At 55.3% G+C, this 25414-nt stretch carries 12 protein-coding genes; 10 read left to right on the forward strand and 2 right to left on the reverse strand.

The window, feature by feature from the left end:
• Nucleotides 1-536 precede the first annotated feature (536 nt).
• The 8 genes from SCARR_RS00405 (at nucleotide 537) to SCARR_RS00435 (ending at nucleotide 18853) form a co-directional block, all read left to right on the forward strand.
• Nucleotides 537-3941, forward strand: a complete 3405-nt coding sequence (locus SCARR_RS00405) for a fibronectin type III domain-containing protein (protein ID WP_136059571.1) — start codon at nucleotides 537-539, stop codon at nucleotides 3939-3941.
• Between the two features lie 76 nt (nucleotides 3942-4017).
• A complete protein-coding gene (locus SCARR_RS00410; RefSeq protein ID WP_168432858.1) occupies nucleotides 4018-5193 on the forward strand; it encodes a PEP-CTERM sorting domain-containing protein in 1176 nt (391 codons plus the stop codon).
• Between the two features lie 225 nt (nucleotides 5194-5418).
• Nucleotides 5419-5574, forward strand: coding sequence for a hypothetical protein (locus SCARR_RS27975; protein ID WP_168432859.1), 156 nt, complete (start codon nucleotides 5419-5421; stop codon nucleotides 5572-5574).
• A gap of 33 nt (nucleotides 5575-5607) precedes the next feature.
• Nucleotides 5608-9108, forward strand: a complete 3501-nt coding sequence (locus SCARR_RS00415) for a LamG-like jellyroll fold domain-containing protein (RefSeq protein WP_136059573.1) — start codon at nucleotides 5608-5610, stop codon at nucleotides 9106-9108.
• A 52-nt stretch (nucleotides 9109-9160) separates the two neighbouring features.
• Nucleotides 9161-14821: an Ig-like domain-containing protein gene (locus SCARR_RS00420; RefSeq protein ID WP_168432860.1), complete on the forward strand. Its 5661-nt coding sequence runs from the start codon at nucleotides 9161-9163 to the stop codon at nucleotides 14819-14821.
• 69 nt (nucleotides 14822-14890) lie between these two features.
• The gene (locus tag SCARR_RS00425; RefSeq protein ID WP_168432861.1) at nucleotides 14891-16729 is read left to right on the forward strand and encodes an alpha-L-fucosidase; all 1839 of its coding nucleotides are present in this window, start codon (nucleotides 14891-14893) and stop codon (nucleotides 16727-16729) included.
• Between the two features lie 45 nt (nucleotides 16730-16774).
• The gene (locus SCARR_RS00430) at nucleotides 16775-18154 is read left to right on the forward strand and encodes a sulfatase (RefSeq protein ID WP_136059576.1); all 1380 of its coding nucleotides are present in this window, start codon (nucleotides 16775-16777) and stop codon (nucleotides 18152-18154) included.
• Nucleotides 18155-18253: 99 nt separating this feature from the next.
• Entirely contained in the window at nucleotides 18254-18853 is a 600-nt protein-coding gene (locus SCARR_RS00435; protein ID WP_168432862.1) for an RNA polymerase sigma factor, read from the forward strand.
• 6 nt (nucleotides 18854-18859) lie between these two features.
• Here SCARR_RS00435 and SCARR_RS00440 read toward each other — a convergent pair whose 3' ends face one another.
• Both SCARR_RS00440 and SCARR_RS00445 read right to left on the reverse strand, forming a co-directional pair.
• Nucleotides 18860-20947 carry a serine/threonine protein kinase gene (locus SCARR_RS00440; RefSeq protein ID WP_136059578.1) on the reverse strand — a complete coding sequence of 696 codons (2088 nt, stop codon included), beginning with the start codon at nucleotides 20945-20947 and terminating at the stop codon, nucleotides 18860-18862.
• A gap of 116 nt (nucleotides 20948-21063) precedes the next feature.
• Complete coding sequence (locus SCARR_RS00445; RefSeq protein WP_136059579.1) at nucleotides 21064-22986, reverse strand: sugar phosphate nucleotidyltransferase; 1923 nt, start codon at nucleotides 22984-22986, stop codon at nucleotides 21064-21066.
• A 121-nt stretch (nucleotides 22987-23107) separates the two neighbouring features.
• On the opposite strand from SCARR_RS00445, the gene SCARR_RS00450 reads away from it, so the two are divergent.
• On the forward strand, nucleotides 23108-24355 hold the full coding sequence (locus tag SCARR_RS00450) for an amidohydrolase (protein ID WP_136059580.1): 1248 nt from the start codon (nucleotides 23108-23110) through the stop codon (nucleotides 24353-24355).
• A gap of 48 nt (nucleotides 24356-24403) precedes the next feature.
• Nucleotides 24404-25411, forward strand: coding sequence for a mevalonate kinase family protein (locus tag SCARR_RS00455; protein WP_136059581.1), 1008 nt, complete (start codon nucleotides 24404-24406; stop codon nucleotides 25409-25411).
• Nucleotides 25412-25414: the final 3 nt, after the last annotated feature.

A 25414-nucleotide genomic window follows, 5' to 3' on the forward strand; every position in this document is an offset into this window, starting at 1 on the left:
TATTATACCAAACACGAAAACTTAACAGTATATATTCAAACACTAAGGCACGAAGAACACCAAGCAGTCTGCTCGATAAATTCTTAGAGTACTTTGTGTCTTAGTGTTTAATTTCCCTCCTGCGGCAGATGGGGTTTATACCGACAAGATTTTGAGAAAGGTATTAAACCCAGGGCTTTGCAATAAAATCAACCACACAGCAATGTGAATGATGCTTGGGAGCGGCGGAAAAGGCTGCCCCTGGGTGCTTGACCGGCTTGAAGCCGGAGATATGAATCGATGGATTCGCTTGGGCTGAACGGCATGCATTGGCGTGGCAGTTTAAGAACCAAGGAAACCAGCTGGATTCTATCAATAAAAAGACTACCAGGGAGACCCATTCAAAAAAAAAGGAAATAGGTGTCCACTACTACCGTGGCAGATACGGATAAATTAATGGAGTGCTTATGAAGCAAAGTGAATGACCTGTGCCGGTCGGGGTTTGGATGAACGGTTCATTCGATGGAGTCGGGCGGTATAAATAGAAGGAGAGGGCCATGAAAAGAACAGTTGGTATGTTAATGTTAGTTGTGGGAATGGTTTCCGCATCGCTAGGCGTCAGTGTGATCGATGCTGACTTTACAAGCCCCGATTATAGCGATGGGGATCTGGCCGGGCAGCAGAGCTGGGCTGAGATGCAGCTCTCGTGGCCTAAGGCGTTCAGCGTGGATGCCGCCGCGGGAGTTGCCGCGACCGCGCCGTATGCCGGCAGCTTCAACCCCACCAACGGAAACCATGTGTATTTGAATTCCTCTCTCGGCAATGCCGCTGCCGACGAATGGGATGGTACGGTGGATTTCAAGCTGTCCACCACGCCCATGGCGGGGGTCACCAACAACGACGAGAATGTTGCCAATATAGGCAACGTACACTCGGTCTACGACATTGGCCTCACTAGAAGCGACACGACCAACTATTTGAATACGACCCAAGGTGAAGATATTGCGCTTGTTGTGCGCGTCGAGAATCCTGGCGGGCTCGTGGTGCAGTTCAGCGGCAACAATGTTATTGCCGACAGCTTTTCGATGGACGATGCCGGATGGGATCCTGAAAATTCAAATGCGGCGGGTGCGGATTTTGAAACCGACACCATCCGGATGACCTGGAACCTCCGCAAGACGACCATTGATCAAACCTACAAAGGCACTGCGGTACTCTCGAACCTGACGACGGCCGCTGTCTCGACGTTTAGCTTGGCTGACGCTGATAATTTTACCACCAAGAGCAATCTGTATGCATCCGCCAGCGTTTTTCTGGCGATGGGGCACAATGCCAGTGCCGACCGCAACGGCACCGATATCTCTCCTAATGAATCGCTGGTCGACATTGCGATCGAGTCGCTGATCGTGGACCAATCCAGTGGCGTGGCAGCAGTTTTGACCGCCCCGGCTCTCACGGCCGAAGGCTCGGACCAGACCGTGGAATTGAGTTGGAAAGGTGATCCGGAAGCCACCGGCTATACCGTTAAGCGTTCTTCGGTTGAGGGGGGGCCTTATTCCACCACGGTTGGAACCACCAACGGCACCGGCATGGTCGATACCGCCGGACTCGTGAACGGCCAGTTGTATTATTATATTGTTACAGCCAGCCGCGCTGGGTCCGCTGATGTCGACTCCAACGAGGCGATCGGGGAGCCGAACACCGCGGTTACGGGAACCATACTGGACGACGTGCATTTCACAACGACCGAAGGGTTTGCAAACAACATCGATCTGGCCGGGCAGCAAGGCTGGAGAGCCGCCGCCAACACCGGACCGCAAGCCTTCATGGTGACGGATGCCGACGGAGCGGGCTATGCCGACACCGAGCCTTATGAGGCTTCGTTCAAACCGTCCCTCTCGGATGGCGACGCCTTCGGAAACTATGTCTATCTCAACAAGCTGATGTCCAACAACGTGGGCGACGAATGGACGGGAAGCACCACGCTGCAGCTGAAGATTGATCCGTTGCCCGGCCAATGGGTCACCAATATTGTTGAAGGCGTCACCAACATTGCAGAGACTGCAACGATTGTGGCGCATCAGTCCCCGTATGCATGGGGCCTGACCACCGAGGTGGACAAAGATAACGCGCTCCGGGACCAGGCTGGTGAAAGCCATGACGCGCTGATGCTGATTCGCTTAAATTCAGAAGGCCAGATCTATGTAAACTTTGGCGGCAACTTTTTGGCCAATCAGCAAATGGTGGCCCTTACGCCGGCACAGGCCGGATGGGATCCGTCGTGGGCGGTTACGACCAATGCGGCGCCGGATTTCGAGACGGACCCGATGACCATCGACTGGAAATTCCGCAAGACGCTTGATGCGGGAGTCTATTACGGCGAAGCCTCGGTCACGATCGGAGGCACTACGTACGCCAATGCGGTTTCGGGATATTATCTGTCCAACACGATGGAAGACCTCTATCCGGCGGAGCTGGCCCGCTTTTCCATGGGGCACTATCGCAGAGCGGGAGAGGGCGGAACGATTATAAATGTGGCAATCGATGCGCTGAGCCTGACCAAGGCCGACAGTCAACCTCCGCAGCTGGCTGCGCCGGGCACGGTTAGCGGCGAGGGATCGGACACAACGGCCATCATTTCTTGGTTTGCCGGAACAGAAGTCAGCAGCTATTCGGTCTACCGCGCATACGACAACGACGGGGCTTATACACAGCTGACCAACGGATTAACTGAGCTTACGTATACGGATACCGACGGCCTGGTGAATGGCACCACCTATTTCTACAAGGTGGCATCGGACTATGGAATCTATGGCGAAGTGCTGTCGGATTGGGTTCCGGTTCGGCCGCTCGGCCGCGGCGCTGCGGCGCAATGGGGGCCGTCCGGTGCTATTGTCACAACATCGGTCAACCCAACGTTCGCGGAGACCCAGGTTCCCACGGCAGGCGGTACGATCGAGTTTCGTATTGGCAACGGGGTTGATGGAACCATGTGGACGGATGGGGTTGGTACATATAATATGAATGTCGTTCCGTCCCTATGGGGCATCAGCCAGCTGTTTCAACTGCCCGGCAGTTCAATTAATCCGTATAACTGGCAGATGCGGAATTCCGCCCCCTTCGATTATGTTCGTTTGCGCACCAAAGATCAGACCGATGCGGCGGTGGAAGTGCATTCTGTGCTGATCTGGACCGAAACCGGCGGCGGGGTCAACCTGACCGGTCAGAGTGCCTCGTTCGACCTTTCGTTGCAGGGAATCGCCCTTGGTGGACCGGTCCATGCCGCTCTTCGCAATGGTGCATCGGACTGGTATGTCAGCCAAAGTGGGATCACATCTGCTGGACCGCTGGAAATCCCGGACGTTGGTTCCGAGTTGTGGGCACCGCTGGTTGCTGCCACGAGTACCTCCACCAACATGATGACGGTAATCGGGGCCTCGTTCGCCGCCGCACCGGCCTTCAACGATGTCCAAGCGGTTGGATTCTTCCACGACAACGGGCGTAACACCCATGTCGATTCGTTCCGGCTGGTGGTCGGGGAGCAGCCGACCACAATGCAATTGTGGACGGACAGCCAAGGCATCTACAATGCGGATGCGGCAGCTGATGCCGATCCGGACATGGATGGCGTGGACAACATCTACGAGTGGGGTCTGTTCGGTGATCCAGCCGATCCGGCCAGCAAGGGTCAGGCACCTCAGTATGCGGGGGTGGATGCTACAGGAACCAACATCCTGTTTGTTACTCCGCGCAAGATGAACGAGCCGAAGCCGGTCTATACCGTGATGGAAACTCCATATCTCCTATATGGGGCTGCTTGGACAAACAACTCCGGCACCTATGTTGAAACGGGTATAGGCCCGAATCTGGGTGGTTCGTTTGGTGAATACAAATGGGTGACCAATGCGATTCCGACCGACATTGATGTGAAGTTTATCGGCCTGAACGTTCAGGAACCGTAACCGGATGGATTTGGAACCCGGAGCCCTCCACGGGCTTCGGGATGTACGGAAACACAAACAGAAAAAGGAAAAATACATGAAGAAAAGTAAAACAATAGGACTGGCAATGAGCATTGCGGTGCTCGGCCTGGCCGGCACGTCGATGGCGGCGAACATTTGGTCTGCCACAGTCGTTGGAAACTGGACAAACGCGGCTAACTGGTCCACCGGGTTGCCGGTGCCTGCTGATGCAAAAATCGTTAATGGTAATGGTGCGGCTGTGACCATCGATTCCAATATAGGCGCATTTGCCGGCAATTTTCAGATGGGAAATAAGACCGGTGGCGATACGCTCAATGTGCTTGCTGGTGGTGGAGCTTCGTTTGAGCAATTCCGGATTGCGGATGTTGCGGGGAGTCTTTCGACGGTTAATGTTACAGGCGGATCGTTGACCAATGTTTCTGGCAATGGTGCGGTTGGTTATTCTGGATTAGGGATTGTTAATCTGAGCGCAGGATCTTTCGTTAACACCGTGGATTTGGATCTGGGCAGAAATGCGGGTTCGCGGGGGGAAGTTTATGTGACCGGTGGATCCCTGAGTGTCGGCAAAGATTTGATGATCGCTTCCTACCAGGATCCGGCCAACTCGGGACACTTTGAAATCAGCGGGGGTGCAGCAGATATTGTCGGCGATTTTACCGTCGGCATGTATGGAACCGGCACCGCGCTTCTCTCTGGCGGATCCGTGACTGCTAATAGGGTACGTGTTGGGGGAACAGCCCAAGGCGGTACTGGAACCCTGACGGTGGATGCGAGCGGCCTGCTTACGGTCGATCAATTCAACGTGGGTGGTTTAGCTGGGGCTACAGGTGTCGCAAACCTCAACGGCGGCACCATTGATGCGGGGTCGATCTCGATTGGAGCGAACGGAACGTTGAATTGGAACGCGGCGGCCACTCTTGTCGGTACCAACATGAACTTCCTGGCCGACGGCCTGTTGGTTTGGGAAGGCGACCGTACCTCCGATGTCGCCAGCGGGGTACTGGATGGAACGTTTGACGGGAGTGGTGGACTTGTGGATATCGCCACGCTTGCTTTCGGCGTGGACTATGATCAAGCGCTCAGTACCACAGAAGGATTCTTGCTCTCCAAATACGATAGTCTAAACGACACCACCGATGTCTGGACCGTCATTCCGGAGCCGGCCACGCTGGGTCTGGTCGTTGCGATGGGCGCGGGCATGCTGTTCATTCGCCGAATGTTTAAGGCGTAGGGCAAACCATCAGAAGTTGAAGAATGTTTGGGCCGAGGCTGGAAGTGTATGCCGAGACCCAAGCATTTTTTTATCAGGACTCTGGGATAATGGAACAGGAATGAAAAAAAACAATCTTTCACATCCTTGGTGTGCTTGCCTGTTGCGCCACGGTTTGGGGAACCGGGGGTGTTGGCGAAAGCGTTTCGGTTGCGTTTGATGGGCAGGTGAAGGCGACGACCGTTGATGGCAACGGTTCTCACCGATACCGTTGAATATTCGGATGACTTGGCGATATGGCAACCCTTGCCGGGCGCGGAAAGCGTTCTCGCGAGCGGGATCGTTGACTGCAACGAAACCGTCGATGTTCGCTTTTACCGGGTGGGTGTTGTGCCGGAGTAGGCCGCAGCAATTGTGATGGAAAGAGGGGCCAGAATGAAAAAGATTAAACTTTTATGGATGGGCCTGCTGGTAGCGGGACTGACTTTTTCCACTGTGCAGGCGGAATTCATTCAACTCGGCGGAAAGCCCGGCGTTGCTCCGGTGGTGCCGGGAACGGATTATGTTGTTCAGTTTGACGGTGCCTATACCAATATCGGAAACGGAGCTTTCGGAGCTTCGGGCACACTGGGAAATTTTTCCGGCATTCCCTCCAGTATGGATTTCTCCTCCCTCTCGCTTACGAACGGCGCCGGACTGGTGGCAACGCTCGCGGATGCCGAAAACGATCCCGTAACCTACAACGCCTCGTTGCAGATGCGTCCGGGCTCAACCGTCTCCTTTTCGTTCAATGAAGCCGTCAGGCTGAAAGGGGCCGGCTTTGCCGGCGACCTTCCGACCAATGTCACATGGGGAACGCACTCCGAGGCCATCAGCGGAAACGTGTACGATTTCCAGGATTCGGAATTGGCGATAGGCGAAACGTTGACCTTCAATGCGCCGCCGGCATTTCGGTTGCTGCACCTTGCATTTGAGACCCTGACCTCAACCACGAATCCTCCGACTGTAACGAATCTAACACTGACGGTGACGGATCGTGCGGGAACCAATGTGACGGGCACATTGCTGGTGGACTCCGACCACATCCACCTCGAAACAGCATCCCCGACCAACGTGGTGTCCTACAGCTATAAAGTTGCGCAGCAAACGAGCGAACCCACACCGGCTGAATGGGACGCGCTGGATTCGGCGCCCTTCCACAAGGACATGTGGTTCTACCGGGAGCCGACCAACCAGTGGGTGCGCATTTTCGTGGCGGACGCGGCGGGCAGCACGCTCGATGAGGTGGTCGGCTTGCAGGGCGGCGTTCTGACCGCGCCGCCGGACGATCCGATTTCGCCGCAGGAGTGGATTGCAGGCGCGCAGGGCGGGGGATACCGCAACCGCAATGTGGATGAATCCTTTGACATCAAGGCCGAGGGCAACATTGTCCTGAAAAAGAAATACGGCTTTACCGCGTCGCGCATCCACATGGACATGGAGGCTTTCCGAACCGGGGATACTGCCCGCATCGAAGACGAGGTGCGGCGCATCAAAATCGAGCTGCGCCACGGCATCTACATTACCATTGCTGCGCAGGGCGATGTCCCGCCGCTCACCGACCCCGCACCGGGCACCGACGGCAAGCCGATGGACACCTACTCGCATCTGATGGAGCACACCTCCTACACCCCGGAGATGCAGAACCTCTTTTCCAATGCCTGGACATCCGTGGCGGAGGTCTACAAATACTTTCCCCACCGGGTCTCCTTTGCCTATTTCATCGAGTTGCGCAACGGCGCGCAGTATCCCACGCTGGAGGCGATGCATAACCACATCACGCCTATTATCCGTTCCATCACGCCGACACGCATCCTCGACTACCAAGGCAAGAGCCGCAACGAGCCGGAGGCCTTCCCGAAGTTCGACCTTTATCTGCCGGCCCTCGAAACTCCATATGGAGGTTATTATATGTATTCCTTCCACAAGGGATTCGGCGGGGCTAACGATGCGTGGTACCGCAGTCAGCAGGATCGCAACCTGAGCTTCCTTCAGCCCGGGATCGATTATTGCAACGCCAATCCCGGCAAGGCGGTTTTTATGGATGTCTACAACCACACGCAGGGCTTCTACATGCGGGCGCAACGCATCCAGCACGTCAAGGAGTTCTACGACAAGCTCTCTTCCACACCGGTGCCGATCCCTTCGATCTGCGCTGATTTTCCAGACAGCAATATGTCGGTGGACTGGCAGTATGACGATCTGGGCAATTTCCGGCCGGAAAGCTACTACAGCAAAATCACCCTCGAAATCCTCAACGGCGATTCGTTTGTGGATGCCAATGACCGCGACGGCGATACGCTGAGCAACGACGAAGAGGCCGCGTTGGGCACCGATTCCGACTGGGCCGATACGGACTATGACGGCATGTATGACCACGTGGAAGTTCAGTTCGGCTTTGACCCGCTCGACCCGCGTGACGGCATCGATCCGTGGAATCAGAAATATGGCGGCGATGCCGACGGCGACGGCATCCTCAATGCCTGGGAAGTTCACTATCCCGGCCTGGATCCGTTCAACCCGAATGATGCGCGAACCGACCTGGACGGCGATACGCTTCTTTCGGTTTATGAAGCGTGGGCCCGCACCGAGGCCGACAATTCCCGCAATGCCGAATCGAACGAGGAGGATGACAGCGATGGCGACGGCACCCTGGATGCCGCCGAATGGGCGGCGGGAACCAACCCGCTCGACGACGAGGATCCCGACCTGGACGGCATCATCAGCGGCGATACCCGTCCGTTCATTTCGGATGCGGCCAACGTGATCCGCTATGAATTCAATGCCGCCGCCGCGGACACCGCCCGCTACGGCGCGGACAATGCCGGCACGCTGCTCGGCGGTGCGATAGTCACGAACGGCATGCTCCAACTGGGCTCCGGCGATTCCGCAGCCATTCCCTCAACCGACCTCACGGTCACCGATGGGCATGGCGTCTATCTGCGCTTCAATGCGGTCAACCTGCCGCACGACTATCAGGTGATCTATTCGGAGGGCGACGCCACGAATGGCCTGGCAGTCTATCTTTATAAAAATGAAGTGTGGGCCGGCTGTTGGGTCGATAGCGTGGTGCACCACCTGCCGCTCGGCACGGTCGTCCCCGGACAATGGCACATGGCAGCGCTGTCCTTTGACGGCGGGGAAGGGGGGGCGCTGATCCCGTGGCTGACCGGTTATTTCGACGGCGTCCGGGTTCCGGGTTCACCCATTGTTCCAACCTTTGGAAGTTTGAACGCCCGTTCCTCCGCCACGCTGGGAACGACCGGAACCCTTCCGTTGACCCGCAGCGGCCTTGGTGGCGCCGAACTGGTTTCGGGCATAGGTTTCAACGGCTGGATCGATGATGTGAATGTGTTTAACCGAGTGCTCTACGACATCGACGTGAGCATGCTCGGCGACCGGCTCTACGCCTTCGACACGGATGCCGACGGCGTGCTCGACATCTCCGATGCCTTCCCCGGAAACGGTTCGGAAACACGCGATGCCGACCACGACGGAATCGGCGACAGCGCCGACCTCGACGACGACAACGACGGCATGAGCGATGCCCTCGAAAATCTGTATGGGTTTGACCCGCTCGATCCGTCCGACGCCGACGGGGATGAGGATGAAGATGGCATGAGCAACGGGGATGAAATATTCGCCGGAACCCATCCGGTCAATCCAGATTCGCTCTTCATGATTTCGTCGCTCGATGCAGGCAGCCTGGAGTCGTTGCTCCAGTGGTCGAGCATATCCGGCAGAACCTATGCCGTTGAATATTCGGACGATCTATTGACGTGGTCACCTTTGCCGGACGCTGAGAGTCTGCTGGCGAGCGGGATCGAAACCGGGGTCATCGACAGCAACGAAACCATCGATGTCCGCTTTTATCGCGTGGGTGTTCTACCTGAATAGTAAAAAAATGCGAAGGATGGCAGGAGCAGTTGTGATGGAAAATGGAGACGGAATGAAAAACAGGAAGCTTCTAGGGATGGGCCTCGTGATGGCGGGTATGTTTATTTCCTCTTCGCATGCGGCCCCGGTGATTACCGTGATTAACCGGGCGGGAACGGATGTCAGCGGGCAAACCTTGATTGCATCCGATCACATCCACATCAGCACAACCTCCTCGGTGCCTGTGGAGGCCTATGCCTACAAATGTCTCGTACAATCCGCCGAACCAACGGAAGGGGAATGGACGGCCGTCGCGAGCCAGAAATTTTATGAAGACCTCTATTTTTACATGGAGCCCGCCACGCAGTGGGTTCAGGTCTCGGTGACCGACACCAATGCGAGTTCCACGAACGCCGTGTATGGATTGGCCGCGGGCATCCTGACCGCCGCCCCCGATGATCCGATCCTGCCGGCGGATTATGTCGCCGCCATGAAAGAAGGGTTTATCGAGGAGCCCAAAGATATGCCGGAAGATGATATTGTCGCCACAAAAAAAGGGGGATTCGGTCACTTTCGGATTCACTGGGGCAAAGACATCTACACCGCGGCAGAGCTCAAGGTAGCCGTTGCAAAGGTGATGCGTCACGGGCTTTACTGCCATCCGGCGCTCAGTTCACCGGAGGATTTTGACAAGTGGCGCACGGCGATCGGCGAGATCCAGTTTTTTTCACACCGCATGGCGATCGAACCCTGCCTGGAGCATGGTTATGACCTCGAACTCGACGAGTATTATCGGGATCTGACCGAAGAGACCAGGTTCTATCCGGGCAATGCCAACCGGATCATGATTTATCACACTCATAATTTAAATGACCTCCCGAACTTGACCGCTCCGTATGCCGACCTCAATCCGGATGACGGCATCACCACCGGATCAGGAGACTATTATTTCTATGCCGGGCATTCCCCCGGAAACTGGCTCAACACGAAACACTTGGACAGCGAGGCGGACAAACTCTGGTGGGAAGAGAATGCCGACCTGGTTCTGAATCAGATGAACATTCTCGACAAACCCGTTTTGGTGGATGCCTCCAAGATTGAAGACTCCCGCTATCTGAGCGGATACAAACCCAGCGCCCTGCGGGCCTACCAATATCAGCGCCAATATCTCGATGATCGGGCCAGATACAAGGTCAACCGAACCTTCCTCACCATGGGAGCGTATATCGAAGATGGCGAATACACCGATGCGAAAGCATGGCAAATGGTCATCGCTGGTGGACGCGGCGACATCATCCGCCCGAACGACCCCGACGGGGATCTGGTTTCGACCTATGATGAAATCAACGTGTATGGCACCGATCCCTACGACTGCGACTCCGACTGGGACAACATCATGGATACCTTCGAATGCGGCTGGGTGCCGGGGCTCAATCCCAACGATCCGCGCGACGGATTCCCCACCTTGGTCAAAGGCTCTTTAACCAACTTTACCGATCGTTCGATCAATGCCGATATGGATGGGGATGGCCTTGGGAATGCATGGGAGCTCTTAGCCGCCGTGCCCGCGACATCCGACCCTGCCACCACCGAATGGAGTTTTCACATTGACGACCCGAGCGATGCAGAACAGGACCTTGATCACGACCTGCTGATCAACTTTTGGGATACGGGAAAAATCGGACCTTATAGTGGCCGAGATGCCAACGACCTCAATGTGGAAGGGCTTCAAAATTTTGATCGGGGCGAAAATAATATTGATGAGATTCTGGCGGGAACCTGGTACAGAGACACCACCGACGATGACGAGGACGGCCTCGTTGGAGAAGGAATCGATCTCGTGCCTTATGTCGGCGACCGCGAATTTGCGGTTCGGTTTACATTTAACGAATCGATCTCCGGCTCGACTCTTGCCAATACGGCCTCTATGGGTTCAACCGATTATCTGGCCACCCCGCTCCCCGACGGCACGCTGGTTGGAAGCCTCTCCGGCTATGCCGACCGGGTACTCGACTGCTCTGAGGGAAGCGGATTCATCCATGCGCCGGCCACCCACCTTGGCAGCGTATCCAACCGCTCCGTCAGCCTGTGGTTTGCGGCCACCGAGTTCGGTGGCGAGGCCGAGCCCTATCAGGTGCTGTACAAGGATGGCGATACGTCCGCCGGCCGATCGATCTACCTCAACCAGAACAAGCTCTGGATCGGGATCTGGGCGACGAGCAACAGTACGCTTCTGGAAACACACATCGATCTTCATGCCACCGACGGCGTCCCCGCGTTGGAAAGCAACCAGTGGTATGCGGTGACTCTCGTATCGGATGGCGCTACGGAATCCCTGCGCGGCTATCTGTTTAAAGACAATGCCTGGCTCACCCGGGTTGAAGCCACCGATCTCGGGATCGGCCTTATCGACAGTGCCTCCGGAAAAACCACCTTCTGCGGATCCGATGATTCCAGCCGGTTCTGGGATCCGTCAGCGGGCGCCTCTGTTGTGCGGAGCGGCGCCTATTTCAAGGGCTATCTGGACGACTCGCTCATCTGGAACCGCTCCCTGACCGATGTCGAAACCTCCTGGCTCTCTAGAGACTTCATCTTTGAGCCCAAGACGGTCGCGCTGCCGGCCGCACCGTTGGCTCGCGACGACCGCCTCCATGTAACGCCCGAAGAGGAAACCACCCTGTGGGTGCTCGACAACGACATCGACATCAACGGCGACCCCATTTCGATCACGAGCTTTACACCGCCTCAACACGGCACGCTGACCCAAATCGATTCGACCTCGTTCATCTATACGCCCGATGAGGATTATGCAGGAGAGGATACCTTCACCTACATCGCCACAGACGGAACCTCCCTCAGCGAGACGGCCACCGTCACGCTGGAGGTGTATGTCGGCCATTTCCGTACGCACCGCGGAACGGCCACCCTCAAGCGCGGCTGGGAAAGCACCACGCTAACCGCAGGCGTTGACTATCATCTGGAGCGTTCCTCCACCGCGGCGAATGCCTTTATCCGGCTGGTTGGAAACCGGTTGTGCGGCGGTGCTAACACCGAAGGCGTCGTCTCCATCAAACCCGGCCATCAATTGGCCTTTATCGAGAATCCCAGCAACCTGGCCGACTCCATCACCATCTCCCGCGAAGGCGTGTATAAAGGAACCCGGAAAGGCCCGAGCCGGGACTTCATGTACGATCAGGTCGTCAACTGGGAGATTCTCGAATACATTGGCCCCGCCAATGGTCGGAATGCCATGGTCGTCCGCGACCAGGCCATGATAACCACCAATACCGCCAGCGCGGTCAACAGCATCCTGGATCCAAACAAAACCGTGGTCTTTATTAGCGGCCAGGCCAGCGGATCCGATAGTGCATATCTCTACCATGCGTTGCATACCGCCGAGCTCAACGCATCGAACCAGCCCATCTTCAGCCGCATGGATGGCTCAGCCATAAACGGAATGGGCATCGTGAGCTACGCGGTCGTCGAATTCACTGGCTCCAACTGGGCCCCCGTCCGGCGGATCGAGCAGGACTTTGCCAGCTCAAGCACCACGACGGCCGCCATCACCCCGCCGCTGCGGGAGGTATCCAAAGCATTCCTGCATGTCCAGCAGCGAGCCACCAACTCGGGAGCCGATCACGACACCGGAAACGTCTGGATCAGCGATGCCGATGAGCTCTCCTTCTCCATGCCCGTTTCAGCCAATAACCACGCCGTCGTCTGGGTGGTTGAAAATCTTGAATCGGATCCTGAGATTGCGATGAATGTGCAGCAGCTATCGAATCAAACGCGCACCGCAAATACAGCAGCGCCCTCGCCGGATGTTTGGACCCAACCCATCCAGCCTGTTTCTGCCACGGAAAACGCGTCAATCATGGGAGAATGCGCGCATACCGCCCAATCCGCCGGAAGCAATAATACCTTCTCGGAGGGTCAGGTTCTATTCTCGCTGGCAAACCCTCAGGAAGTTTCCTGCTGGCATGTGTCGCGGGCGAAAAACCTGACCTATTCCTTCTCCGTGGTAGAATGGCCCAGAATGCCGCGCATACCGCCGCCGGATATCGCACGGTATAATTTCCCAAGCGGAAGCATGGTATCCATTGATTCGGAGAACAACTCGATGGCGTCCGATGCCGTGCCTCATGCCTCGGCATTTGATGCCGCCACCTCCGCCGACGGATCGCTGCTGGCCACCACCGGCGGACTGTCGCCCTCTGGCGAACCGATCCTTGCGTTTACGGTAGCCGCCGACCCCGGAACCACCGTGAGTTTGGATGAGTTATCCTATAACTGGCTCGCCCGGGCCGACCATGCCGCAACCCACACCACCCGGGTTTGGTGCAGCGTCAATGGCGGCGCCAATACGGAGGTGGCCAGCGCCACGCTCTCGCCGACGCTTGCAACCGCCACCGTGGTCAGCAATCTGGTCGTTGATCTTTCCGCCTCTCAATTCCAGCGCGTCACATCGGCAACGATTCAGGTTTATCATGAAACCGACGGATCGCCGGGAGCCCATTACGGAGCCCTGCTGAGCAGCGCGTCCCACGGCGACTTCCTCGGCTTGACCGGAGTCGAAGCAGAAACCTACCAGGATGTCACGCTGACGCGCAACGTTCGCGACACCGACAACGACTCCATCGATGATGATTTGGATCCCGACGACGACGGCGATCAACTCACCGATGCCGAGGAAGCCGCTCTCGGAACCAATCCTTTGCTGGCCGACAGCGACGGGGCTGGCATAAATGACGGCGCCGAGGTAGCCGCCGGAAGCAATCCCATGAACCCGATGGATGACGACTACTGGATTCCGGGCGGCGAAATGATTCAGTTCGCCTGCAACAGAGATGCTCCGATATTAGATCTATACAACCCGGACGTTACGGGAGGGATGAGCTTCAGCAGCGGGATCTGGACCAATGCCCGGACGGCAACCAGCGGAGATGACAGCCAATCGATCATGTCGGACGATGGATTTATGACGTTTGACCCGACCGGAGCAAACCTGATTATTTATGCAACGGCCTACACCAACTTGACCGAGGAATCCACTTTTGGCGGGAATCTTGCCAACCTTGGGGTCGATGGCGGAGCGGATAGCCGGAAGGTCGATGTGGATGAGCGAATCGTGTTCCGCTTCAATCAAGAGGTGGCCTTGAAGCACATCCAATTTGCCGGCGCGCGAGACTTTACCCTCAGCTGGGGCGATGGCCAGAGCAACTCGCTGATTGGGACGAGCTCCTATACGTTTGACGCAACCGAACGGCTTCCGCAAGACGCCACGCTGACGGTTACTGGCGACAGCGGTTCTCAAGGGTTCACCGCGTTGATCGTCGAATTGATCGGGACACGCGCAGACTCCGACGAAGACGGTATGCCCGATATCGCTGAAACCTTCTACGGCTTCAAGCCGGACGATCCAGCGGATGCAAACGGGGATGCTGATGCAGACGGCATGTCGAACGGCAATGAGCTGTTTGCCGGAACCCTTCCGAACGATCCTGAATCCGTATTTGCGATCTCGGGGCTCTATACCGGCGTCGCATCGAATCAGTTGCTGTGGATGAGTGTGCCGGGCAGAACCTACTTTGTGGAATATTCAACCAATCTGAACGAGTGGCTTCTTTTGCCCGGCGCGGAAAATGTTTTGGCGGTTGATGTTGATTCAATGATCACGGATACAAATTCGATGGAAGCCGTTCGTTTTTATCGTGCCGGAGTTTGGTCTGAGTAGCGGTGCTGTCTAGTTTTGGCGAAGCGGTGACGTCAATAAGTGTAGGCTTTAATTTGGATGGGATGGGGAATGAAAAAATATATCGTGAGTGTTCGTAGTCTGTTGTTTGTTGCAATGGTAGGTACCGTAAACGCGGCCGAAAAAAAGAGTCATAATGCAGAACTGCATGATGCAGGAACGGAAGTCGTGTATACGGCGCCGGCAGCACATTTGGATTATCTGAAAAAGGTTGATCCCTCTTTAGTTCCTTCGCTGCGTGCAAACCCGGAGGCGCTGGAGGAATGGCAGGATGATCGCTTCGGCATTTTTGTCCACTGGGATCATAGCAGCCAGGTGAAGGCCTCCATGAGCTGGGGGCGGGGCGGGGCGAAACCGCACCACTCTCGCGATGGCGAACAAAAGGGCGTGCCGGAAGAGGAATACAACAAGCTGGCCTATACGTTTAATCCGACCCAATTCAATGCGGATGAATGGGCCGATCTCTTTGCCGCTTCAGGGGCAAAGTATGTGGTATTCACCGCCAAGCATCATGCCGGATTTTCCATGTTCGATTCGGCCGTGACGGATTTTGACATTATGTCGAGCCCCTTCAAACGCGATGTCTGCAAGGAGCTTTCCGCAGCCTTGCATGCGCGGGGCCTGAAGGTCGGCTGGTATTTTTCCCAGCCGGATTGGTATGAGCCGCGCTATCGGGAAGAGCTGCCCTCGCAACGCTTTAATGACGAGTTTTTATTTCCGCAGATTCGCGAGCTGTTAACCCACTATGGCAAGATTGATATTCTGTGGTTTGACGGGCTCGGAAAGCATCCGGATACGTGGGACAGTCCGCGCCTGTTGAACATGGTGCGCGAACTGCAACCCCATATCGTGACCAATCACCGCTTTGCGCCCCGGTCATATCGTATGGGCGACTTTGACGGACCGGAACGCCAAACCGGCCGCTTCCAGACCAACCGCCCGTGGGAAACCTGCACGGTGATCGGCGGCAAGTGGGGGTATGGGGGAGAGTCCCATCCGATGTCGTTGCAGGATAGCGTCGCTCTATTGGTGCGCTGCGCCGGCAATGGTGGAAACCTGCTGCTGAATACCGGACCACGCCCCACCGGCGAAATCATTCCGGAGCATGCCCAGCGCTATCGCGAGATCGGAGCTTGGTTGAAGGAGAATGGAGAAAGCATCTATGCAACCCGCGGCGGGCCCTATAAGCCGGGGCCGTGGGGCTGTGCAACACGGAGTAAAGATGGCAAGACCGTCTATCTCCATGTGCTGGGCAAAATCGTTGGGAATGTCCTTCAACTCCCTGCCTTGCCGGCAAAAATAGTGGAGGTGCAACGTTTGAACGGAAAACCCGTCAAAGCCGCTCAGAAAAATGGGCAGCTGATGGTGGTTGTTCCAACATCAAGCCGCGACGAACTCGATACGGTCATTGCCCTGCGGTTGAACCAGTCCATCGCGGAAGTGCCGCCCATTGACACCGTTCGAGAATCGTTGACGGTGGGCGCCGCCGTGACGTCCTCCAGCAACAAGAAAGAGCCGGCTTCGGTGATCGTGGCCTCCGATGCCACGGAATTCAGTGAAGGCATTTTTGTCAAGTCCGCCTGGGGCCCCGATAAAAGTGATAAGACCCCTTGGGTGAAGATTGCTTTTAAAGATGCCCAGTCCGTCCAATCTCTGGAAATTCGTCAGGGAAAATACGGGAGTTTGGTTCGATCCGATATGGGCTACACCGTGGAAGTGCGGCAAAACGGGGATTGGAAAGAGGTTTGCAAAGGCGATCGTCTGAATATTGAAACCGGTATTGTCTTAAAAGAACCGGTGGTTTGCGATGCCATTCGTTTCTCGTTTGATTCGCCTTCGGTCTCCATCAACTCCATCAATGCATATGCACCGATTGCGGTGTCCAACTAGTCTGAAAGGACAGGAACTCTCCAAATAAACAAAGGGTTATAAAAAATGAAAAAACTAAATATAAATATTGGGATCTGCTGTCTGCTGGCCGTGGTTGCGCAGGCGAAACAGCCGAACGTACTCTTCATCCTGGCCGATGATCTAGGCATTGGCGGTTTGCATTGCTACGGGCCGGAATATCTGGAAACGCCGAACATTGACCGGCTATGCGGCGAAGGGATGAAGTTTACAGAGGGACTGGCGGCCTATCCGACGTGCCGTCCGTCACGGGCCGCGCTTTTGTCCGGCCAGTATGGGCCGCGCACCGGGATATACCGGGTGAAAAACAGCTATGGAAACGAGGACAAGGCGAGGTTGCTCATCCCGGAGAACCATCAGCTCGCCCCGGAAAAAGCCACCTTGGGAAAAGTGTTCAAGGCGGCCGGCTATACGACCGCCATGTACGGCAAGTGGCACGTGAGCAATGACAAGCAGGTGCCGTTGCGGGAAAACTTTGGGTTTGATGAATCGTTTGTAAGTGCAGGCGCTCATTATAAGGCCAAATCGAATCCGCCGGTGGATTTGCCGGACGGCATGATGATTGAGGAGCTCTACAGCGGCAAAGCGGCGGCCTTCATGGAAAAGGCGGTGAAGGCGGATAAACCATTCTTTATCTATATGCCCTATTTCCTGGTGCATGGCCCGGAGGAAGCTACCGATGAATATATTAATCATTTTAAGAAGAAACTCGATAAGCTGGGGGTTGAAGGTTCGGGTGGAAAAAAACTCGAAACCATTCTGGCCATGACCAAAATGCTCGATGACTTTGTCGGCATACTGCTCGAAAAAGTCGAACAGCTCGGGATCGAAGAGGAGACCATCATTGTCTTCACGTCGGACAACGGGTCGTATGACCGGAATCTGGTGGGAGATTACCGCGGCCGCAAGGGCGATACGTACGATGGCGGCATGCGGGTGCCCTATATCTTTAAATGGCCCGGAAAAATAAAAGCCGGTTCCGTTTGCGAAGAACGGATCATTGGGGTGGATGTCTATCCGACCTTGCTCGGGCTTTCAGGCATTGGAAAACCGGCAGGCTATCCGCTGGACGGAGCAGATCTGACGCCGTTGCTGACCGGGAAGGCCAAGGCGTTGGCGCCCCGGAAAGTCTATTGCTACTATCCAAAGTATGCGCAGTTCAACAGCAAGAAGGCGCGTTGGACCTATTCCTGGCGCAACGTCATGTATGACGGCGACTACAAGCTGATTGAATATCCGGAATACGATGAATACGAGCTCTTCAACCTGACCGAAGACCCGAAAGAGGAAAAGGATCTGGCGACGAAGAATCCGGAAAAACGAGACGCGTTAACCGTTAAGCTGCACCGCTGGTTGAAAGAGGTCGGCGCAGAGAAGCCAACATTGAATCCCGATTGTTCCTTGTAATCATGTAACATGGTGCAGGAAGTTTTTTCTTTAAGCAGAAGGCGAGACCGCTGGTCTCGCCTTCTGTTTTCGTATAAGTTCTGCGGAATAAGGAAGCGTATGAAGGATCCGTATCGAACAAGAAGAACACTGATTGAGCGTGTCAAGAACCAGCACGACGACAAATCGTGGGAAGAGTTTGTGCGGGTTTACCAGGATTATATCTATGCCATTATCCGCCGGATGGGGATTTCCGAGCACGATGCCGACGATCTGCTCCAACAGGTGTTGATTAATCTGTGGAACAATCTGCCGAAAATGGACTATGACGATATTAAGCGTTTCCGCAGCGTACTGAGCACCGTCACCCGGCATAGGGTAATTGACTTCATGCGAAAGCGGGGCACGGATGCCAACCGGCTTGAAAGAGCCGGACAGGACGAAACCCTTTCGTACCTGAGTTCGATCACCCAATCGGAGGTCGATGCCATTGCTGACCGGGAATGGGAAATCCATCTGACCAATTTGGCGGTTGCAAAAGTGGAGCCGCTATTTTCCGGTCAGGCTGTAAAGGCTTTCCGGTTGAGCCTCAAGGGGCTCAGCATTGAAGAGATTTCCCAAGAGCTGGGGCTTCAGGAAAACTCGGTATACCGGCTCAGAAACCGGGTGAAGGTGCGGCTGATCCAGGAAATTGCGCAACTCCGAAAAGAGTTGGAATAGCCGGCTTCATGGAGAGGCCGGCACATCAATGACTTCGAAGTCCTCCCGAAGACGATTCATGGTTAACTTTGGGTAGGCATCGGCGTCGATTACGACTTTTTCCAGCTCAAACAATCTAAATCGGCCGGCAAGGTTTTTCTGGTGAAGGTGCAGCCCAACCATCCTCAGTTCCTTCAGCTCGATCCCGGAGAGTTCCGCCAGATTCGAGATGGGCGTATGGCTGATATCCAGCGAATACAGGTTGAGCGGTTTGAGTACGTTCAATTCGTACGCGGCATCAATCTTTAGCTTAAACTCGCGGTATTCCGTCCCCGCCAGGTTGAGATGCCAGCCCTCGGTTCTCCGGGTCAGCTGCAGGGGTTCGGTTCGCGTTCGGATCTTGTTCAGCTTGTCCAGCATGGCGGTGGCCAGCGGAAGATAGTCTTCGGGGCTTGGGTTGGTATGGCTTCGGATATGGTAGAGATACATGTAGTGCAATATCAGGGTGATGCGGGCATTGGTGTGCCCGGATGCCGCAATCAAATCCGCCATCTGCTGGTTCGAGAGATCCTGCTTATCGTTCGTCTTCAGCGTTGCATATTCGCGGCTCAGATCGCAGATGGTTTTGATGGGGCGCGTTTGATCCTCTCCGGCTTTTTCAAAGCACTCGCTGGCCGCGTTAAACTGATAGAGCATAAAATGAATGGTTCCTTTTTTTACCATCAGCTTCTTATAGTGCTCCGGAGTAAGGTCTTTGCTGATCCCCGCATCCAATACGCGCAGCGTTAAATCCAGATTCAGGAACGTGGGGCTCTGCATGGTGGATACAAGAGCATCACCCAGATCTTCGTTCAGCTGAATCACGGCCTGTTGCTCTTCCCGATACAGTTGAAAGTTTTGTTCGGCCTGCTTGTGCTCGATTTCGGCCCGCCTCTTGGCTTTCTCAATGATGGCCAGATTAACGCTCATAACCCCGGCGAGCAGGAGCAGGAAGAAGAGCAGTAGAAAAGTAATGCGGCTGTGCCGTTGAATCAGCAGGGTGAGGGTAGTTATGGGGCTGGCGTTTTCCGCATGGGTCGGATAGCCGGATAGGTAGCGGTTAATCTCCTGTTTCAGTTCAACAACGCTTCCGTAACGGTTTTCCGGTTTTAGCGACAAGGCTTTCAACGCTGCCGCGCACAGACTTTTTGGAATTTGTTTCTCAGGGTTCTGCCGATGCGGTGGAATAATTTTCCCTGCCCTTGTGTTTTGAATAATCTCGTTCGCGGAGTCGCCCCGCACCGGCGTTTCATGTGTCAGCAATTGATAGAGCACGGCGCCCAATGCGTAGATATCGGTTTGCGGTGTTTTTTCGCTATCGGCCACGACTTGCTCCGGTGCCATAAAGCCCGGAGTTCCCTTCATCATTCCTGAAAGCGTCATGTCATTCAGAATGTCTGCATCGAGTGTTCCCGGTATTTCCTGCGGTTTCGGGTCTTCGGAGTGCATCACGCGTGCAAGACCCCAGTCGCAGACAAACACTTCGCCGAATTCACCCACTTGAATGTTTTCCGGTTTGAGGTCGAGATGGAGAACATTGCGGGAGTGGGCATAGGCCGCGGCATCACAGATTTTAATGTAGATATCCAGCAGCTTGGTCAGGGGATAGTTCCGTTGGTACGCCTCGTCGCCATCGCGCAGCTTTGCGATGATATCCTTTAGGCTGTCTCCTCCAATCAACTCCATGGTGAAAAAGGGGATGCCCTCCTGATCAACACCCATGTTATGCACCGGCATAATGTTGGGATGCGCCAGATTGGCCGTCAGTCGCGCTTCCCGCAGAAACCGCTCCTGCTCGGCCTTTGTTTTTGCATGAACGGCATGGGCCATCGCCACTTGGCGATCCAGCCGGTGGTCATAGACCAGCGTAATCTTTTTTTCGCCGCCCTCCGCGATTTCACCGAGCGTCTGGTATCGTTCGGAATAGGTGCCCACCGAGTTCAGAATAGGGGTGAGCGATGCTTCTTCCTCTTCTGAAATCGTAGAGAGGTCAGCATCATAGAAGTCACGGAATCCCTCGTCCAGACGGCGGAATCGTTTTTCCCGTTCATTATTCGATTTTGGGTTTTCCGGCATGCAACGTTGTTTCTAATGGTTAGAAAAACATATACAGAATTTTCCGGAGATTGGAAAACCATTAGTTGTCCATCCCATCCGATAAAGAGACATCGACTTAACGACAACCGCGTTGCCTAGGTGTTCGGATAGTCAATGACCGTTTGGCGGTAGGCTTCCGGCAGGCCGATGTCGAAGCGCCGCCCGTGGACGCGGCATCCTTGGACCCCTTCTTCTTGTCGCAACCGGTCGAGGCAGGACGTGAGTTGGAACTCGCCTCGTTCGCGCATGTTCCGCTCAATGTTTTCGCCCAGCAGCTCAAAGATGCGCGGGGTGAGAATATACTGGCCGAAGATGGTCAGGAAGTGGTCGTCTTTCACATTCTGGGTGGCCAGATGTGCACGGGCATATTCTATTGAGGGCTTTTCGGAAAACTCGGTGACCGACAGCAGGTTGCCACCTCCTTCCCAAGCCCCTGTGACGCAGCCGAAGTGCTTCACCTTGTCTACGGGGGTTTCCTGCAACCCCACCACGCTCCGTCCGGTGCGCTCGTAAATGTTCATCAGCTGCTGGATGCACGAGGTGTCGGTGTCGGACGCAAACAGATGGTCGCCGAGCATAAGGATGAAGGCTTCGCTTCCGACCCACTCCTTGGCGCAGTGCACCGCATGGCCGAACCCTTCCTGCGATTCCTGAACCAGCAGCGTGACATGGCTGCCGATATCCATAATGTGCTGCATGTAGCGCTGGTCTTCCTTGGACAGCTTGTTGACATGTTCCACGGCTAGATGTTGGTGGAAAAAGTCCTCGAACAGCGGACGGTCGGCCTCTTGGATTACAATGCCGACATCCTCGATTCCCGCATTCAGCACTTGCTCGATAATCACCATAATCACCGGCTTGGTTCGTCCGTCTCGGTCAACGATCGGGAACATTTCCTTTTTGAGGGTCTTGGTGGAGGGGAACAGTTGGTTGCCGAATCCGGCGGCGGGAATCACGGCTTTGCGCAGGCGGTTGACCGATTCAATGTCGAGCTTCATGCAGGGCATCTTTAGGTCGCGCTCAATGATTTCCATCGCCTTGTTCTGCGCGTCTTCATCTTTCACCAGAAACTGGGCGGTGCCGTCGCCTTGTGAGCCGACGCCCTTCCCTCCGAGTACATAGGGGCGCAGCGGTTCATAGGCCAGCAGTTTGTGCAGCACCGGCGAGGTGAGCTGAGACGGGCAGGCCGGTTGCAAATGTGCGTCGAACTTGGCCTGCGCTTCGTTCATGAGCTTTCCGAGTTCTTCAACATCGCCCTGGCGGATGGCTTCGGAGGCGCGCCGGTTGATCTCGGCGTTGATCGGCCCGAGGTATTCCTGCACCTTTTTTTGAATCCCGTCTTCAGCAAAGGGGTAGCTTTGGTTGAGCTTTGCCAAAATTTCTTTGGTATCCTTGAAGGCCTTGAGGTCGACAATCACATAGTGGAGGGTCTGGGGCACGGTCAACTCTTCCACGTCGAGGCGGTCGCCGTCAAAAATCATTTTAACCGGGCGGTTGCCGTAGGCGCAGCCCTGGTCGAGCCGTCCGCAGCGCGAGGGGGTGGTGATCTCGCCGAGATAGGCATATTCCATTTCGCCGCGAACGGTCATCTTCAGGTCATAGATGCGGTTGAACGCGCGCGCCACCAGCACGCAGATGGCTGCCGATGAGGAAAGCCCTTTCTGCACGGGGAGGTCGGTATGATAGTTGTCGATCTCGAGGCCGCGCACGCGATAGTGGGTTAGAATCTGATACGCCACTCCGGCGGCATAGCTGGCAAACCCGCCCTTCATGGCTTCCTTCAGCAGCGCCTCCCGTTCCATCGGAATTTGAAATGGACCTTTGCGCCGGCCGTCCTCGAACGAGGCGTTGAGGATCAGCTTGTCCGGATGGGGCTTGACCTCGGCATAGAGCCCTTGGTTGGTGCCCACAATCAGGGCCGCGCCTTTTTCGATATCGGCATTGATGCGCCGGTAGCCGCCGGCCCAGTCCGAATGTTCCCCAAAAAGACAAATCCTGCCCGGTACAAATATCTTCATTGCAAGCCCCCTGAATCAATGGGACATTAAAACCTATAAAGCCCTTGTGTTGAAAGTTCTTTTTACAGCTTTGCCGACGCGGATGGGTAGGTTTCCTAAATTCAAATTCGGAAATAATGTTATGGGACTACTGATTAAAAACGTTGAACTAGATGGGAAGGAAACGGATGTCTTGATCGAGGGCAATCGGTTCAAGGCGATCGGGGCAGATCTGAATGCGCCAGAATCTGATTTTTTGGAAGGGCAGGGTATGGCCGTTGTTCCGACTTTCGTAAACGGCCACACCCATGCCTCGATGACGCTCATGCGAAGCTATGCCGACGACCTCGAGTTGCACGATTGGCTCACCAACTATATCTGGCCGCTCGAATCAAAATTGGGTGAGGAAGATATTTATCACGGCGCCCGCTTGGCCTGCCTCGAGATGATCAAGTCCGGCACCACCTGCTTCAATGACATGTATTGGCATTTCCACGGCGTGGCCCGCGCCGTCGAGGAAATGGGCCTGCGCGCGGTGCTCTCTTCGGTTTTCATTGATTTCAGCGATGAAGCCAAAGCGGCCGAACAGAGAGAACTGACGATGCGGCTGTTCGAGGAGTCCAAGCGCTATTCTGACCGCATCGGCTTTGCGTTGGGGCCCCACGCCATCTACACCGTTTCTGAGAGCTCGCTTCGCTGGATCAAATCCTTTGCCGACGAACATGGTTTGCTCATCCATATCCATATTTCCGAAACGGAAAAGGAGGTCGAAGATTGCGTGGCGCTCTGCGGGTTGCGGCCGGTCGAGTGGCTGCAAAAAATCGGATTCCTCGGTTGCAACATCGTGGCGGCTCACGCCATTCATGTGACCGACAAGGAAATTCATCTGCTGGCGAAGAATGGAGTGAAGGTCGTGCACAATCCGGTTTCAAACATGAAATTGGCTTCGGGCAGCTTTTCCTATGCCCGCATGCGCGAGCACGGCGTGGAAGTCTCGCTCGGCACCGACGGGTGCTCGTCGAACAACAACCTTTGCATGCTCGAAGAAATGAAAATGGCGGCGCTGCACGCCAAGCTGGTTCATAACGACCCAACGGTGCTGTCCGCCCGCGAGGCATTCAACATGGCCACGCTAGAAGGCGCGAAGGCGCTGCGCCTGGACTGCGGCGAAATTGCCGAGGGGAAACTGGCCGACTGCATGTTGGTTGATCTTTCCAACCACCGGCTTGCGCCCGGCTACCAATTGATTGACGATCTCGTCTACAGCGCCGATACCTCCTGCATTGATACCGTTATCTGCGACGGAAGAATTCTGATGCAAAACGGCTGTGTGGAAGGCGAAGAGGAGATCGTTGCCGAAGCCCGTCGCTACGCAACAACCTTCCAATAATTGAAAATGGCTTGATAAGAGCTGAGTATACAGCGATATTGCTCTTCTATGGAACATAACGGAATCATACGCAGCAGGGCCTATTCCCGCGCCGGGTTCGTCGGGAACCCGTCCGACGGCTATTTCGGCAAAACCATTTCGTTCACCTTCAGCAACTTCTACGCGGAAACCGTTATGTACGAAGCACCACGGTTGGAGTTGCTGCCCAACCGCCGCGATCTGGCCATCTATAAGAACCTCGACCATTTGGAACAGCATATCCGCGAATGCGGATACTACGGTGGAATCCGTCTGCTTCAGGCCTCCCTTAAAAGGTTCCTCATCTATTGCCGGGAAAAGGATATTGATCTTGGCGAGCGCGTTTTTGCGATGCGCTATTTTTCCAACATTCCTCATCATGTCGGCATGGCGGGTTCTAGTGCGATCATTACAGCATGTTTCCGTGGATTGATGCAGTTCTATGGAGTCGACATTGCCAAGGAACAACTGGCCAACATTATTCTGTCTGTTGAAACCGAGGAGCTTGGAATCGGCGCCGGTTTGCAGGACCGCGTGGCTCAAGTCTACCAAGGCTTGACCTTCATGGACTTCGATCAGGAAACTATGGAGCAGAAAGGGCACGGAATCTACGAACCGCTTGAGTCCTCCCTGCTTCCGAATGTCTATATCGCCTATAAACGCGAACTCAGCGAAGGTTCTGAGGTTTTTCACAACGATATCCGAGCGCGCTACAATATGGGCGAGGAGGCCGTCGTTGAGGCTATGCAGGCATGGGCAGAACTTGCCGACCTGGTACGCGTGGCACTGCTGAGCGGCGATCGCGATGCGATCGGCCCGCTGCTTAATGAAAACTTTGATATGCGTCGAAGCATTTATGAAATCCATCCCGATAACATTGAGATGGTTGATGCCGCCCGTTCCACCGGCGCCAGCGCCAAATTCACCGGTTCAGGCGGCGCCATCGTTGGAACTTATGCCGGCGAGGATTGTTTTTCTGAACTAAAGCACACGCTGGAGCCAATGGGCATTGTCGTGTTGAAGCCGAATATTATTTAGAAA

The organism is Pontiella sulfatireligans, from assembly GCF_900890705.1.
GTDB classification, from domain to species: domain Bacteria; phylum Verrucomicrobiota; class Kiritimatiellia; order Kiritimatiellales; family Pontiellaceae; genus Pontiella; species Pontiella sulfatireligans.

Bases quoted from the DNA above. Each gene is read 5' to 3' on its own strand.
- SCARR_RS00405 (WP_136059571.1), top strand. From the start codon at position 537: ATGAAAAGAACAGTTGGTATGTTAATGTTAGTTGTGGGAATGGTTTCC.
- SCARR_RS00410 (WP_168432858.1), top strand. From the start codon at position 4,018: ATGAAGAAAAGTAAAACAATAGGACTGGCAATGAGCATTGCGGTGCTC.
- SCARR_RS27975 (WP_168432859.1), top strand. From the start codon at position 5,419: ATGGCAACGGTTCTCACCGATACCGTTGAATATTCGGATGACTTGGCG.
- SCARR_RS00415 (WP_136059573.1), top strand. From the start codon at position 5,608: ATGAAAAAGATTAAACTTTTATGGATGGGCCTGCTGGTAGCGGGACTG.
- SCARR_RS00420 (WP_168432860.1), top strand. From the start codon at position 9,161: ATGAAAAACAGGAAGCTTCTAGGGATGGGCCTCGTGATGGCGGGTATG.
- SCARR_RS00425 (WP_168432861.1), top strand. From the start codon at position 14,891: ATGAAAAAATATATCGTGAGTGTTCGTAGTCTGTTGTTTGTTGCAATG.
- SCARR_RS00430 (WP_136059576.1), top strand. From the start codon at position 16,775: ATGAAAAAACTAAATATAAATATTGGGATCTGCTGTCTGCTGGCCGTG.
- SCARR_RS00435 (WP_168432862.1), top strand. From the start codon at position 18,254: ATGAAGGATCCGTATCGAACAAGAAGAACACTGATTGAGCGTGTCAAG.
- SCARR_RS00440 (WP_136059578.1), bottom strand. From the start codon at position 20,947: ATGCCGGAAAACCCAAAATCGAATAATGAACGGGAAAAACGATTCCGC.
- SCARR_RS00445 (WP_136059579.1), bottom strand. From the start codon at position 22,986: ATGAAGATATTTGTACCGGGCAGGATTTGTCTTTTTGGGGAACATTCG.
- SCARR_RS00450 (WP_136059580.1), top strand. From the start codon at position 23,108: ATGGGACTACTGATTAAAAACGTTGAACTAGATGGGAAGGAAACGGAT.
- SCARR_RS00455 (WP_136059581.1), top strand. From the start codon at position 24,404: ATGGAACATAACGGAATCATACGCAGCAGGGCCTATTCCCGCGCCGGG.